12 protein-coding genes are annotated in these 14,484 nt (G+C 46.6%); all 12 read left to right on the plus strand.

The window, feature by feature from the left end; all coding sequences use genetic code 11:
• The first annotated feature begins 4 nt into the window (after window positions 1-4).
• The 12 genes from KCV26_02630 (at window position 5) to KCV26_02685 (ending at window position 14,439) form a co-directional block, all read left to right on the plus strand.
• Window positions 5-1,267 (plus strand): ABC transporter permease, encoded by a 1,263-nt coding sequence (locus tag KCV26_02630; GenBank protein WZX37305.1) that lies wholly within the window; start codon window positions 5-7, stop codon window positions 1,265-1,267.
• Between the two features lie 25 nt (window positions 1,268-1,292).
• Window positions 1,293-2,615 carry an ABC transporter permease gene (locus KCV26_02635; GenBank protein ID WZX37306.1) on the plus strand — a complete coding sequence of 441 codons (1,323 nt, stop codon included), beginning with the start codon at window positions 1,293-1,295 and terminating at the stop codon, window positions 2,613-2,615.
• A gap of 47 nt (window positions 2,616-2,662) precedes the next feature.
• On the plus strand, window positions 2,663-3,766 hold the full coding sequence (locus KCV26_02640) for an efflux RND transporter periplasmic adaptor subunit (GenBank protein WZX37307.1): 1,104 nt from the start codon (window positions 2,663-2,665) through the stop codon (window positions 3,764-3,766).
• Between the two features lie 5 nt (window positions 3,767-3,771).
• Window positions 3,772-5,073 carry a TolC family protein gene (locus tag KCV26_02645; GenBank protein ID WZX37308.1) on the plus strand — a complete coding sequence of 434 codons (1,302 nt, stop codon included), beginning with the start codon at window positions 3,772-3,774 and terminating at the stop codon, window positions 5,071-5,073.
• Window positions 5,074-5,133: 60 nt separating this feature from the next.
• Window positions 5,134-5,859, plus strand: a complete 726-nt coding sequence (locus tag KCV26_02650) for a DUF2807 domain-containing protein (GenBank protein ID WZX37309.1) — start codon at window positions 5,134-5,136, stop codon at window positions 5,857-5,859.
• A gap of 580 nt (window positions 5,860-6,439) precedes the next feature.
• Window positions 6,440-7,771: a nucleotide sugar dehydrogenase gene (locus KCV26_02655; protein WZX37310.1), complete on the plus strand. Its 1,332-nt coding sequence runs from the start codon at window positions 6,440-6,442 to the stop codon at window positions 7,769-7,771.
• A gap of 3 nt (window positions 7,772-7,774) precedes the next feature.
• On the plus strand, window positions 7,775-8,734 hold the full coding sequence (locus tag KCV26_02660; GenBank protein WZX37311.1) for a Gfo/Idh/MocA family oxidoreductase: 960 nt from the start codon (window positions 7,775-7,777) through the stop codon (window positions 8,732-8,734).
• On the plus strand, window positions 8,731-9,303 hold the full coding sequence (locus tag KCV26_02665) for an N-acetyltransferase (GenBank protein ID WZX37312.1): 573 nt from the start codon (window positions 8,731-8,733) through the stop codon (window positions 9,301-9,303). The genes KCV26_02660 and KCV26_02665 overlap by 4 nt, the downstream gene beginning before the upstream one ends.
• Window position 9,304: 1 nt before the next feature.
• A complete protein-coding gene (locus KCV26_02670) occupies window positions 9,305-10,429 on the plus strand; it encodes a DegT/DnrJ/EryC1/StrS family aminotransferase (GenBank protein ID WZX37313.1) in 1,125 nt (374 codons plus the stop codon).
• The gene (locus KCV26_02675) at window positions 10,426-11,940 is read left to right on the plus strand and encodes a sugar transferase (GenBank protein WZX37314.1); all 1,515 of its coding nucleotides are present in this window, start codon (window positions 10,426-10,428) and stop codon (window positions 11,938-11,940) included. The genes KCV26_02670 and KCV26_02675 overlap by 4 nt, the downstream gene beginning before the upstream one ends.
• A gap of 16 nt (window positions 11,941-11,956) precedes the next feature.
• Window positions 11,957-13,279: an oligosaccharide flippase family protein gene (locus KCV26_02680; GenBank protein ID WZX37315.1), complete on the plus strand. Its 1,323-nt coding sequence runs from the start codon at window positions 11,957-11,959 to the stop codon at window positions 13,277-13,279.
• A complete protein-coding gene (locus KCV26_02685) occupies window positions 13,276-14,439 on the plus strand; it encodes a glycosyltransferase family 4 protein (GenBank protein ID WZX37316.1) in 1,164 nt (387 codons plus the stop codon). The genes KCV26_02680 and KCV26_02685 overlap by 4 nt, the downstream gene beginning before the upstream one ends.
• The last annotated feature ends 45 nt before the right edge of the window (window positions 14,440-14,484 follow it).

Consider the following 14,484-nt stretch of genomic DNA (forward strand, 5'->3'; position numbering starts at 1 on the left):
AAATATGAACGACCACCTTCAGGAAATACTTCAGACCCTGCGTAAAAATAAGCTACGTACGGCGCTCACCGGACTTTCGGTTTCTTGGGGAATCTTCATCCTCATTGTTTTGTTGGGTGCAGGGAACGGATTGAAAAACGGGGTCATGGAAAACTTCAGCGACAGGGCTGTAAACCGCATAACACTCTGGTCAGGAACAACATCCATGGCACACAACGGGCTTAAATCGGGGCGAAACCTGCAGTTTGCAAACAAAGAAGTAGACCTTATCAGAACCGATGTAAACGAAAGCCGTCTTATTGCTGCACGTGTAGACAGGACACAAACCATCTCCTTCGGTCCGGAATATGGCTCATACAACGTACGCGGCGTAATGCCCGATTACCGGGAAATAGAAAGGCTGGTGATTAAACCCGGCGATGGGCGTTTTATCAACGGCCTGGATGTAAAAGAGACCAACAAAATAATTATCCTGGACAATAAAATTGCCGAAACGCTCTTCAAAGGAGAAAAGGCGTTGGGAAACTATGTGAAGGTAGGGGAACTGATGTTTAAAGTTGTTGGCATAAACACCAAAAAAGAACGTTGGGGAACGCCAACCGCCTACATTCCGTTCTCAACGGCACAGGCTATTTTTAATCCGGACAAGAAGTTCAATCAGATTACGTTCACCGTGGACGGACTGGAAACGAAAGAAGAAAATGACCGTTTCGATAAATCCCTACGTAGCTTGCTGGGAAGAAGCCTTAATTTCAATCCGGAGGACAGGCAGGCTCTGTGGGTAAACAACTCACAGGCCGAATATATTGAAACGCAAAAGATTTTTGGAGGAATCACTTTGTTTGTCAGCATCATCGGGATCCTCACCCTAATTGCAGGCATTGTCGGAGTAAGCAATATCATGCTGGTCTCCGTCAAAGAGCGGACAAGGGAGATCGGAATCCGGAAAGCTATAGGCGCATCACCGTTGTCTATACTGAAAACCATCATTCTGGAATCGCTGATCATTACGGCTATTTTCGGATATATCGGGATGATCCTGGGGGTCGGGTTAACCGAGCTGATAAACTTCGTAATGGAACAGTCCGCCAACGGACAACCCGTTACCGACGAAGTCCAGATGTCGGTTTTTAAAAATCCGACAGTCAACATGGGATATGCCATTTTCGCTACCGTTGTCCTTATTATCGCGGGCATCGTTGCCGGATACCTGCCTGCCCGAAAAGCGGTCAGAATAAAACCGATTGAAGCCATGCGCCAGGAATGATTGCTGAAACTCGTCAAAGAAAAAAATGAATAACAAATTGCAAAAAGATAACGGTATTCGTGTAACCAAAACTTCCCTTTGGAGGCGATTGGGCGGGGCTTTATTCGACCTCGACCGCTGGTACGAGATATGGGTAACCATTACCCACAACAAATCGCGCAGTTTCCTCACGGCATTCGGGGTATTCTGGGGGATGTTTATGCTTGTATTGATGGTTGGAGCGGGAAACGCGTTGAGTAAAGGCATCTCCTCCCAGGTAGAAGGGTTTGCAGGCAACTCCTGCTTTTTCTGGACACAAAACACATCGGAAGCGTACAAGGGGTTCCGCAAGGGACGCCGATGGGACATGTTGAATAGCGATGTGGAAATCATCCGCAGCAAAGTACCTGAGTTGCAACACCTCTCGCCCATGCTCTTTGGCGGTTCTAACGATAAGAATGTGGTTCGTGGGGAAAAAGGCGGATCGTACCAGGTAAAAGGGTGCTACCCCGAATACGACCTGATTGAAAAAAGTAAAATAATCAGCGGAAGATTTATCAACGATATAGATATTGCCGAAAACCGCAAGGTATGCATTATCGGTGAACGTGTTTACGAAGTGTTGTTTCAAACCGGAGAAGACGCCATTGGAAAACTGGTAAAGGTGAACGGTATTTATTTTCAGGTTATCGGCGTGGCCCGTAGAATGGCCAATGCAAGCATTGGTGGCTCAACCGATGAATCGGTCATCCTGCCTTTCAGCACCATGCAAAAAGCATTTAATCAAGGCAACATCATCCATTTTCTCGGGGCGACCTCCCGGCCGGGAGTAAAAGTAAAAGTGGTGGAAAATAAAATTAAAGAAACGCTCAGGAGTGTCCACCAAATCAGTCCCGATGACAAGGATGCCATCGGTTCGGTGAATATTGAAGATCAGTTTACGATGTTCAATAACCTGTTTATCGGTATCAACGCGCTCATCTGGATTGTGGGACTGGGAACATTGCTTGCCGGCGCTATCGGTGTAAGCAACATCATGCTCGTCACCGTTCGGGAACGGACAAAAGAGATCGGCATTCGTCGGGCATTGGGTGCAACGCCGTCAAACATTATCGGGCAAGTGCTGACGGAAAGTATAGTGCTTACCGTCCTGGCCGGGATCGGAGGAATCGTGCTGGGGGTCGGACTGTTGTCCGCAATTGGGGTTGCACTAAGTCAGGGCGATCAGTTTTTCAAAGATCCTCAGATCGGATTCGGCATGGCAGTAGGCTCGCTAACGATATTGCTGGTCATCGGCACTTTTGCAGGATTTATCCCTGCCCAGCGCGCGATAATGATCAGACCTATTGAGGCAATCCGGGAAGAATAAATGTGTTAAATTAAACATCAAACTTTAAATATCAAACGATAACTCAAATGAAAAAAGTACTTAAAATCGCCGGTTTAGTTCTCCTGGGACTATTGGTAATCTGGACGTTTGTATTTTTATATCAAAAATCGCGCCCAAAAATAAAAACGTACCGGATTGAAACCGTTACGAGAAACAATATCGAGAAACGAACGGTAGCAACCGGAAAGGTACAGCCGCGAAATGAGATTCTCATTAAACCGCAAATGTCTGGTATTATCTCGGAGATTTACAAAGAGGCGGGCGAGAAAGTGGTTGCCGGCGATGTTATCGCCAAAATACAGGTGATTCCTGACATGGTCAACCTGAGCGGTGCTGAATCGCGCGTTGAAAGAGCTCAACTGTCCGCCGATCAAAGCCGGAGCAACTACGAGCGTGACCGGAAACTGTACGAAAATCAAGTAATTTCGAAGGAGGAATTCGAGAAGGTACAACTTCAGTACAGAAACGATCAGGAAGAGCTTCGGGCAGCCACCGACAACCTAAGCCTGGTACGTACGGGAATTACCAAAAGCTCGGCCAAGTACAGCAATACCCTCGTTCGTGCCACCGTGAGCGGAACAATCCTTGATGTTCCTGTGAAGGTAGGAAACTCGGTTATACAGTCCAACAACTTCAACGACGGCACTACCATCGCATCCGTTGCCAACCTGAGCGATATGCTTTTCGTAGGAAAGATTGACGAAACCGAGGTGGGAAAACTGTCCGTGAATATGCCTATGGAAATCACCATCGGAGCCATTCAGGACAAGAAAATTCCGGCAAAACTGGAATATGTTTCTCCCAAAGGCGTGGAAGAGAGCGGAGCTATCCTTTTTGAGATGAAAGCCGCCATGGAGATGCCGGCGGATGTCTTTATCCGTGCCGGATACAGCGCCAACGCCGATATCATCCTCGACCGTCGCGACAGTGTGCTTTCCATTTCCGAGAGCTGTGTTGAGTTCAGCAATGATTCGGCGTTTGTGTATACCGTAAAAAGCGAGAAGCCACAGGAATTTGACCGCAAGTACGTAAAAGCGGGCCTTTCCGATGGGATCAATATTGAAATCCTTGAAGGGTTGAAAATGAATGATAAGGTACGTGGCAATGAGATCATTGAAACGAAGAAATAAGAAGTATGAGGACATTTACCATTATCGCTATTTTTTGTTGTTTGTCAACGATGGCCCAAGCGCAGCAATATACGCTTGAAGAGTGCATCAATATTGCCTTGCAAAACAACAGAAACATCAAGCAGCAAGAGCTGAGCAAGGCACAGCGCCAAATCGCATACTCACAAGCAAGAAACGATCTGTTACCCAGTGTAAACGCATCCGCAGGACAAAACTTTGTTTTTGGCCGATCTATAGGACTTGACAATACCTATCAAAACACCAACTCATCTCAGAGCTCGTTTGGAGTGGGCGCGGACATTACGTTGTTTGACGGATTGCGGATGAAACACAATATCGATGCTAAACGCGCCGATTTAAGTGCTGCCGAAGCCGATCTGGAGAAGTTTAAAGACGAAATAGAAATGAGCGTGGCGACCGCTTTTCTACAGGTGCTACTGCAAAAGGAGCTGTTGCAGATTGCCAGCGAACAAATTCAATTGACGGACTCCAATATGAATCGCCGGAAGGAACTAATCAAGAGTGGCAAGATGGCTCATGGCGAGATTTATGAACTGGAAGCCCAGCGTGCCCGAGAAGAACAGAACAGGGTCCAGGCAGAAAGCAACCTCAAGCTGGCGTTGCTTGATCTGGCCCAGATTATGGAGCTGGAGGATTTTTCAGATTTTAATGTCTCGGCACCATCGGTGGAGTCAATTCTCAGTGAAGGAGTACTACTCTCAACCTCCGATATTTTTCAAACTGCGTTGCTTACCCGTCCCGAAATCAAAGCAGCTGAATACCGGCTTCAAAGTAGCGAAAAAGAAGTATTGATGGCTAAGTCGCAACTCTACCCCTCCCTCTCTTTCGGCGCTAACTTCGGAACCGGATACTACAACATGAGCGGACGCTCGAACGATCCGTTTCACACTCAAATCCGGAACAACATGAGCAATTCGCTCGGGTTCAGCCTGCGAATCCCTATCTTCAATAAATTCCAGACAAAAAACAGTATCCGCACGGCAGAACTTGCCGCAGAAAACAACCGGTTGGAGATAGATAAAGTGAAAATCGATCTCCGCAAACGCATTGAGCAGGCGTACCACAACGCCTTAGGTGCTCAAAGCAAATGGAAAGCAACGCAAAAATCAGAAATATCGGGACAGGAAGCGTTCCGTTTCGCACAAGAGAAATTTGATAACGGACGCGCTAACTCCTACGAACTTTTTCAAGCGAAAAGCAACCTCACACAAACATTATCCGATCAGGCGCAGGCAAAATACGAATATGCTTTTCGCCTAAAGATACTGGAATTGTTAAAAAAATGATTTCTTGTAACCGAAACTGAAAACCGAACGTCTTATATGTAAACATTAATGACTCCCATTATGAAACATCTCGTATTTACAAATCTATTGATTTTCTCCTTTGTGCTCTTTGCGAACAACGCATGTGCTCAAAGCAACCGTATCACGAACAGAAATTACGATGTGACGGCATTTTCCGCCATGGTATCAAACACGGTCGGCAACATAGAATACACTCCGTCTTCCCATTACAGTGTAAGCGCCGAAGGCAACGAAGAGATGGTTAACAACTTGGTGGTAACCGTACAAAACAGCCAACTCAACCTATCGATGAAGAAAAACCTAAAAAGGCTATTCGGCAACCGGCGATCCGGAAAACTGGTCATCAGGATAAGTTCACCCTCCCTCAATTTTATTGAATCAAACGGCGTGGGAAACATTGAATTGAAAGGGACCCTGGATACACCTCAATTCAAGATTGTCTCCACGGGCGTGGGAAACATCGCTGCTCAACATTTTACCTCCGGCAATATCGACATTACTTCTGAAGGGGTAGGGAATATAGAAATAAAGGGATCGGCCACTTCGGTATCTGTCGTATCAAAAGGCGTGGGAAATGTAAAGCTTGAAAACCTGAAAGCCGCGCGTGTGCGAATCGAATCGGATGGTGTGGGAAATGTTTCGTGCCACGCTACAGAATCGGTGGACATCAATACAGACGGAATCGGGAATGTCACTTACTACGGCAACCCACGCACCAAAAACATCAGCAAGGGAGGAATCGGGAAAGTAAGGCCAGGAGATTAACGAACAATATAACACTCTACTTTTAGATTAAACTCTAATCAAAAAAACGGGCGCTTGTTTGAAAGCTCCCGTTTTTATTTGTATGCCACTATCACGATCCGTCACTCCACCATTTTTATATTTCAGAACACATTGCCGGACAAAATTCAAAAGCAAGTAAAAACAGAATAAATAAAAAAACATTTTCCCGCTAATCTTGTTATAATTTTCTTGTTTTTTATTAAAGAAAAATAACTATCTTTGCTGGCAAGAAAGCAAGTAATTCTACAGTTAACACATATACTTTCTTTACACTAAGGTGATAAACTGTCATGCCAGGTAGAGATAAGAAGATATATTATCCACATATTTTAATAGGAACGCCCGTTCCTTCCGGGAAAAATATAGCCTCTACCCCCCCCTCTATTAACATTTATTAACGTACAAAGCCCTATTGCGAGGGCATCAAAAGATTGGAAAAAGTCGGTAAATTTTTTCCAAGGAGGAAGAAGTATGCCCAAAAGTGTGGAATGGCCCCATTCCATGCAAGATGCTCTCATCCTTTCAAACAACTGTATACCCCTTTATAAAAATAATCTTCATGATTGAAAAAAGAAATTCAAAAGAAGAACTGCTGTCTCGCATCGCGGAGAGAAAAATAGTTGTAGGCGTTGTGGGTTTAGGCTATGTCGGACTACCTCTTGCTGTTGAGAAAGCGAAAGCCGGATTCAGGACCATCGGTTTTGACGTGCAACCGGAAAAGGTGGACATGGTCAATAATGGATACAACTATATAGGGGATGTGGTTGACAGTGAATTAAAACAACTGGTACAGGAAGGTATCCTTTCCGCCACTACGGATTTTTCTTTTGTCGGCGAGGTCGATTTCATCGCTATTTGCGTACCCACGCCGCTCGACGCCCATCAGCAACCCGACATCAGCTATGTGGAGAGTTCAGCCAAGGCCATCGCCGCTTACTTAAAGCCCGGCACTATGGTTGTATTGGAGTCCACCACCTACCCGGGCACTACGGAAGAGCTTCTGAAGCCTGTTCTCGAAGCGGGGTCAGGATTGAAGTGCGGCGAGAATTTCTATCTCGGTTTTTCTCCCGAACGTGTCGATCCCGGTAATCTTATTTATAAAACCAAGAATACACCGAAAGTGGTAGGAGCTTACGGAGATGACGCCCGCGAGGTGATTGCTGCCGTGTACAGTGCCGTACTCGACGATAATGTGCACATCGTTTCGTCTCCCTCCGTGGCCGAGATGACCAAGATTTTAGAAAACACCTACCGCAATATCAACATTGGGCTCATCAACGAACTGGCCATCCTCTGCGATCGCATGGGAATCAATCTTTGGGAGGTCATAGAAGCGGCCAAGACCAAGCCTTTCGGGTTCACCCCTTTTTATCCCGGTCCCGGATTAGGGGGGCATTGTATTCCGTTAGATCCCTACTACCTCAGTTGGAAAGCCCGCGAATACGGCTTCCACACCTCAATGATCGAGGCCTCCATGATGATTAACGATCGGATGCCCGAGTACACCGTCGAACGCTGTGCGAGGATTCTCAATCGTCGCCAAAAAGCGCTCAACGGTTCACGCGTGCTGGTATTAGGCGTGGCCTATAAACAGGATATTGACGATTGCCGCGAGAGCCCCGCCCTCAAGGTCATCGACCAGTTAGAAAAATCGGGGTGTGAAGTCTCTTTTTTTGACCCTTTCATCCCGGCTTATAAACAAAACGGTGCGGTGCGCCAAGGCGAGCGAGCATTAACATCCGAGCTGCTACGCTCGGTTGACTTGGTGCTGATCACAACGGCTCACACCCCTGTCGACTATGCACTGGTGCAACGCCACGCCTCCGCCATTTTCGATACTAAAAATGTGATGAAAGCAATCAAAGAACGAGACAATATCGAAGTACTGTAAAACATGAAAAAAAGAATATGTGTAATTGGGGGTGGCCGTTGGGGTCAAAATCACATACGCACCCTGGCCTCCCTCGGGCACCTGGGCGCCATTGTTGAGGCTGATGCCGAGAGGTTAACGTTGTTGCTTGAACAATACCCCGGCATAGAAGGATATAGCGGCATTGATGAGGCCATCAGGACGCATTACGACGGATACACGGTAGCACTTCCCGCCGAAATGCATTATCCGGTGGGGGTGAAACTGCTTCAACGCGGTTTGAACGTGCTGATGGAGAAACCGATGACCCTCACCTCGGCAGAATCCGCCGAATTGGTCAGGCTGGCCGGGGAGAGTGGCGCCCGTCTCATGGTGGGACACGTTTTGCTGTTTCATCCGGCCTACCGGAAAATAAAAGAGATCATCGATAGCGGCAAGTTGGGAAAACTGTTCTACCTCTACTCCTGCCGCCTAAACCTCGGCACAGTGCGCACGGAAGAAAGCGTTTTCTCTTCTTTTGCCCCGCACGACATATCCATACTTGACTATCTGACAGGTGATTCTGCTTGTAGTATCAAGGCTAAAGGCAGCAAATTTCTTCAAGACAAAGTGTATGACAGTACACTTACCTTATTGGAATATCCGCACAACGTGCACGCGCACATATTCGTCTCCTGGCTGCATCCTTACAAGCAGCAACTGTTGGTGGCGGTTGGGAGCAAAGGGATGATTGCGTTCGACGATGCCACGCCAGAGAAGGAGATACATTTCTACAACAAACGGATCGACATGAAAAACGGCATTCCCGTGAAAGTGGAAGCGCCCGATGAAATCATCGCGTATGAAAAGAAACAACCGTTGACCGAGGAACTGGCCTATTTTGTGGAGCACCTCGACTCCACCATCGGCATCAACGACGGACAAGCCGGCTACGAAGTAGTCAAAGTATTGGAAACCGTGCAACAAATTATCGAAAAGCAATGAGAACGCCCGACGATTATTTCGTGCACCCTAGCAGTTATGTCGATGAGGGTGCCACGGTGGGGAAAAACACCAAAATATGGCACTTCTCCCATATACAGAAGGGAGCTGTTATCGGGTCCGACTGTTCGCTGGGACAGAACGTGAACATTGCCAACAATGTGCGGGTAGGCAACGGCGTGCGGATCCAGAACAACGTCTCCGTTTACGAGGGGGTGGAGTTGGAGGATAACGTCTTCTGCGGCCCTTCCTGTGTTTTCACCAATGTGCTCACCCCGCGCGCGCACTATCCCGTCCACGGTGTTTATGCCAAAACATTGATTAAGGAAGGGGCTTCGTTAGGCGCCAACTCCACGGTTGTTTGCGGACATACGGTAGGACGTAGCGCCCTTGTGGCCGCGGGTGCGGTCGTTGTCAGCGACGTGCCCGATCATGCGCTGATGGCCGGTGTCCCCGCCCGCCGGATCGGCTGGGTGTGTGAATGTGGACAACGTTTGCCGGATGACCTGATATGCGGGAAGTGTGGAAAAACGTATCAAGCGACAGAGAGCGGATTAATTGAAATGGAATAAAATGCAATTCAGAGATTTAGTAAAGCAGTATCAAGTACTGAAGCCCGAGCTGGACAAAGCGATGATAAGCACCGTTGCGTCGGGTGGCTACATCATGGGAAAACCCGTAAAAGAACTTGAAGCCTCGTTAGCGGAATATGTTGGCGTAAAGCATTGCGTCACTTGCGGCAACGGCACTGACGCCCTCACCCTGGGCCTCAAGGCATGGGATGTGGGCAAGGGCGACGCCGTGTTTGTGCCGGATTTCACCTTTTTTGCCTCGGCGGAAGTTATCTCCCTCGAAGGGGCGACGCCCGTTTTTGTGGATGTGGATGCCGGAACCTTTAATATGGACGCGGCCGATTTGGAGAGGGCCGTCGAGAAGACCGCCGGGGAGGGCATGCTCACTCCGAAAGCGATTATCACGGTCGATCTGTTTGGGTTGCCTGCCGACTATGCCGCCATCCGGAAGATTGCCGGCAAATACGGCTTGCTTATTCTCGAAGACGGGGCCCAAGGCTTTGGGGGAGCAATCGGTGGCAAGCGCGCATGCAGCTTCGGCGATATTTCCACCACCTCGTTCTTCCCCGCCAAGCCGTTGGGATGTTACGGCGACGGCGGCGCTGTTTTCACCGACAATGACGAGTGGGCGGCCAAGATGGATTCGCTCCGTGTACACGGCAAAGGATCTTACAAATACGACAACGTGCGCATCGGCATGAATTCGCGTCTCGACACCCTTCAGGCAGCCATCCTGCAAGTCAAGTTTAAAGCTTTCCGCGAACATGAATTAACCGACATCAACCGGGCGGCCAGCCTCTATACGGCGAACCTTCGGGGAATCGTCCATACTCCCGTTATTCCCGAGGGATACTATTCCAGTTGGGCGCAATACACCATACGGCTCAACAGTAAGGAAGAACGCGACGCGCTTCAACTCCGGTTAAAGGAAAACGGCGTTCCCTCCATGATTTACTATCCCACACCCATGCATAGACAAACGGCATACAAGAGCCTCAACCTGCCTGCCGGAAGCTGCCCCGTGGCTGTGAGACTGTGCGATACCGTACTCTCATTACCCCTGCACCCGTATATCTCCGAAGAAGATATCGAAAAAGTATGTCATCTTATAAGCACCAAGGGATGAAATCTTTTTCACGCAGGGAGGTTGTCATCGCGCTGTGTGATTTTCTCATCGCCCTGTTCGCGTTTTGGTTTGCCCGCTATTTCGGCGATTTGCCCCGGTGGTACTGGCTGGTGCTGTCCGCTTTTCTCTGGGTAATTTTCGGGATAATCACCCGGAAACTGCAATTCGATTCGTATAAGCGGATACGCTATGCGTTGTCGGGAATATTCCTGCAAGGCGTCCTGTCGGGGTTGTTCCTCTTTTTGCTTTACCGGAGATGCGTGCCCGGCTACGAGTTCGACCACTCCATCCTGCTTGCCACGGGAATCATTGTGCTTCTGGAATGGGGGCTCTACGGTCTTCTCCGCAAGCTGGTCTATCGGAAAATCCCTTATTTTTATGAGGAACCTCCTTTAAACGATGTTACCGAGATAGGGCTTAAGTCGGGAGACGGTTTGCAGAATACCGTTTGGGATAAAGATATTGACTGTTTATTTACCCTTGCCCGTAAAGTGTCAGCGGATGGTGAAGACATCGTTCGCCGGCTAAAAGAGAACAAGAATGCTTTCTCTGAAAATACACTCTTGATTGACACCTCCGATCCGGAAAATATACTCGCCCACAAAATAAGATCACCGCGTCTGGTTGTTCATTTGCGCTCACTGAACAGGATCAGGCATATCAACACGCTTTTTTCCTACACCAACTACTGTCTGCCCGAGGGAGGCTTTATCGCCTGCCATTGCGTGACGGCCGCGTTGCGTCGTGAAAAAGTCTTGCGTCAGAGCCCCCCGGTTATCAACCACCTGCTTTACGCGTTGGATTATTGTTGGCACCGTCTCTCTCCCAAGCTGTCGCTTACCCGGGGGTTTTACTTTTGGACGACGGGCGGCAAACTGCGGGCACTCACCCGTGTGGAGGTATTGGGAAGGCTCTATCGGGCGGGATTCGATGTGCTATACGAAGAAGTAAGCAACGGGCGGTTTTACGCGATCGCCTCCAAGATAAAAGCCCCCATCCGTGACGACAAACCCTCCACCGGGCCGTTGATCCGGCTTCGCCGGCACGGCAAGGGGGGAGAGATTATCGGTGTTTACAAGTTCCGCACCATGCACGCCTACTCCGAGTATCTGCAATCCTACATCTATCGGCAAGAAGGATTGTCCGCCGGGGGAAAGATTGCCTATGACTATCGGGTGACTCCCGCGGGGCGTTTCCTGCGCAAGACGTGGTTGGACGAGTTGCCCATGCTTATCAACTGGGTCAAGGGCGACCTGAAGCTGGTGGGGGTGCGTCCGCTCAGCAGCCATTATTTCCATCTTTACGACAAGGAGTTGCAGGAGTTGCGCATAAAGACGAAACCGGGGCTATTGCCACCCTTTTATGCCGATATGCCGAAAACATTGGAGGAGATTCAGGAAAGCGAACGGAGATACTTAACGGCATATTTAAAAAATCCGCTTAGCACCGATTGGCAATATTTCTGGAAAGCGGTCCGCAACATAGTCCTCAAAGGGAAACGGAGCGGGTAGGAGATAAATTTTATGAATGAAAAAGCAGAGAATCAAATCAACAGTCAAGGAAAGATTAGCCTCTCTCTTCAGCAGTAATGAAGAGAAGCAGCTCTTCTTTAATATGGCTAAACTCACCACAGGTGAGGGTATTGGGCGGCTGATCGGAATTCTTACCACACCCATCATCACACGCATCTACTCTCCTTCAGAGATGGGTGTGATGGCCGTTTTTATTTCTTTAATTGCTATTGTAGCTCCTTTTGGCACATTCAGATATTCTTTGGCAATTCCTTTACCCAAACATGACAACAGTGCTATAAATATAGTGTGTGCTGCCCTTTGCTTCTTATCCCTTACGTCTGTTTTGCTTATTGTAACACTACTGATTGGTGGAAAACAGATATTGATGTTGTTGTCCATGGAAAGTATCATATCTTATATATGGCTTATTCCTATTGCCTTTTTGGGGCATGGAATTTTTGAATTACTTTCGCAATGGGGTGTGAGAAAAAAAGCATTCACGGCGCTCACTAAAACTTCTGTCAAGCAGAAGATAATAGGAGTCATTGCTAAAATTGGATTGGGACTTGTAGGAATAAAGCCCTTAGGACTTATTGTAGGAGATCTCCTAAATGAAATGGGCGGTATCACTTCTTTACTAAGAACCTTCAGAAAAGATATTCTTCTCAATAAGAGGTTTATCTCTCGTTTAAAGATCCGATATGTTTTGAGACGCTATTCTAGTTTTCCCAAGTACAGAATTCCCTCCCAACTATTATTGCTACTTGCGGGTAATATTCCTATATTCTTTTTTGCATGGAAATTTGATAGTGCCGCCACAGGGCAAATTGCGTTAGCCCGAACCATGCTCTCCATACCGGTTACATTCATCGGTTATTCTGTGGGGAAAGTCTTTTTTGCAGAGATCGCGGCAATGGGAAGTCACAGTGGGCAAGCAATATATTTGTTGACGCGCAACGTAATAAAAAACTTGACAAAATTAAGTCTCGTCCCTTTTTCCATTATTATACTTCTGGGACCTTTTATATTTAGGACCTTTTTTGGAGTAGAATGGAATCAAGCAGGAGTTTATGCCCGCATTATGGCATTTTACCTGCTCGTACAGTTTGTTTACAGCCCAATAAGTGATGGAATTTTTAACGTTTTTGAGAGACAATCCTTTGTCTTCCTTCTCGAATTGTCACGTTTTTTCATTATTCTAATGACATTTCTCCTGGCAAATTGGTTAAACTGGGATGCTCTACATACAGTTTCAGCTTATAGTGCGGGATTGTTTGTTCAATACTCCATTTCATTATTTGTTGTTATTAACATAATTAAAAAATCCAAAAAATGAACATACTTAATCTCTCAACGCTACCCTTGTGGGATATAGATAAAGGGAAAGGACGCGTTTCCACATATCTTCCCATTAAGGGCTTTGTAGATAAAGGACATACCATAACTTATATCACCAATAACTCCGCCCAAAAAGAAGGGGATTTTGAAGGTATCCATACAAAACAAATAACTACTCCATTAGCAGGGAAAAGGCCAATCATTTTGTTACTGATGTATCCGGTTACCGTGCTTTGTTTCCTTATTGCGGGAATAAAACAAGGACGTAAAATCAAGCCCGATGTGGTTTACTCGCATACCACCTACACAGCCCTGCCTGCTTTGATAATTGCTAAACTATTTGGAGCAAAATATGTATTAAGGCTTTATGGTAATTCTTATAAAAAAAATAGACTTAAGCCGGGTAATTTTTTCACAATACTTTCATTTTGGCTGAAAGCGGATTTATATATTCTCACCGATGATGGTACATCTGCTGATAGAATTGCCCTTTCTTTTGGTGTGGCAAAAGAAAAAATCCACTTCTTAAAAAATGGAATTAATAAAAAGTGGAGTAACTATTTCCCCGATGATGAATTAAAGAAGTGTTTTGCACCCAATGGAGAAGCCGTACTATTATCCGTTTCGAGATTGGCAGATTCGAAACAGGTAGATTGGATAATAAAGGCGATGCCCGATATCTTACAGCTAAACAGCAAAGTAAAACTGGTTATTGTTGGTGATGGACCGGATAAAAAAAAATTACATGATTTAACAAAAGAGTTAAATATGGAACATGCCGTAATATTTGTTGGGGCAGTCGAACAAAAAAGAATATACTCTTATATGAATATTGGTGATATTTTTATTAGTATGAATGCTTTAAGCAGCCTGAGTAATCCTGTATTTGAAGCCATGATATGTGGTGTACCTGTAGTGGCTCTCAATCGAGGCACAACCTCACAACTCATAAAAAATGGAGTAAATGGAGTTCTTGTGGAAGATAATGAAATAGCGGAGCTACCTGTTATCATTGCTAATCTTCTTAAAAACGAGGGAGAGCGGATAGAAATAGGTAGAAATGGGCAAAAAACCATTATGGATGATTTTTTTACTTGGGAAGAGCGTGTTAAATATGAGGTTGAATTAATTGAAAATTTGGTTGGTAATCCTGCTTAAATTAACTAGTGATTTTTGCATTTCTAAACACAATATAGAGCAATT

It is taken from the genome of Petrimonas sulfuriphila, assembly GCA_038561985.1.
In the GTDB taxonomy this organism is placed as follows: Bacteria; Bacteroidota; Bacteroidia; order Bacteroidales; family Dysgonomonadaceae; genus Petrimonas; species Petrimonas sulfuriphila.

What these genes read in the sequence shown, in the direction of transcription:
- KCV26_02630 (WZX37305.1), top strand. Translation starts at nt 5, where the DNA reads ATGAACGACCACCTTCAGGAAATACTTCAGACCCTGCGTAAAAATAAG.
- KCV26_02635 (WZX37306.1), top strand. Translation starts at nt 1,293, where the DNA reads ATGAATAACAAATTGCAAAAAGATAACGGTATTCGTGTAACCAAAACT.
- KCV26_02640 (WZX37307.1), top strand. Translation starts at nt 2,663, where the DNA reads ATGAAAAAAGTACTTAAAATCGCCGGTTTAGTTCTCCTGGGACTATTG.
- KCV26_02645 (WZX37308.1), top strand. Translation starts at nt 3,772, where the DNA reads ATGAGGACATTTACCATTATCGCTATTTTTTGTTGTTTGTCAACGATG.
- KCV26_02650 (WZX37309.1), top strand. Translation starts at nt 5,134, where the DNA reads ATGAAACATCTCGTATTTACAAATCTATTGATTTTCTCCTTTGTGCTC.
- KCV26_02655 (WZX37310.1), top strand. Translation starts at nt 6,440, where the DNA reads ATGATTGAAAAAAGAAATTCAAAAGAAGAACTGCTGTCTCGCATCGCG.
- KCV26_02660 (WZX37311.1), top strand. Translation starts at nt 7,775, where the DNA reads ATGAAAAAAAGAATATGTGTAATTGGGGGTGGCCGTTGGGGTCAAAAT.
- KCV26_02665 (WZX37312.1), top strand. Translation starts at nt 8,731, where the DNA reads ATGAGAACGCCCGACGATTATTTCGTGCACCCTAGCAGTTATGTCGAT.
- KCV26_02670 (WZX37313.1), top strand. Translation starts at nt 9,305, where the DNA reads ATGCAATTCAGAGATTTAGTAAAGCAGTATCAAGTACTGAAGCCCGAG.
- KCV26_02675 (WZX37314.1), top strand. Translation starts at nt 10,426, where the DNA reads ATGAAATCTTTTTCACGCAGGGAGGTTGTCATCGCGCTGTGTGATTTT.
- KCV26_02680 (WZX37315.1), top strand. Translation starts at nt 11,957, where the DNA reads ATGAAAAAGCAGAGAATCAAATCAACAGTCAAGGAAAGATTAGCCTCT.
- KCV26_02685 (WZX37316.1), top strand. Translation starts at nt 13,276, where the DNA reads ATGAACATACTTAATCTCTCAACGCTACCCTTGTGGGATATAGATAAA.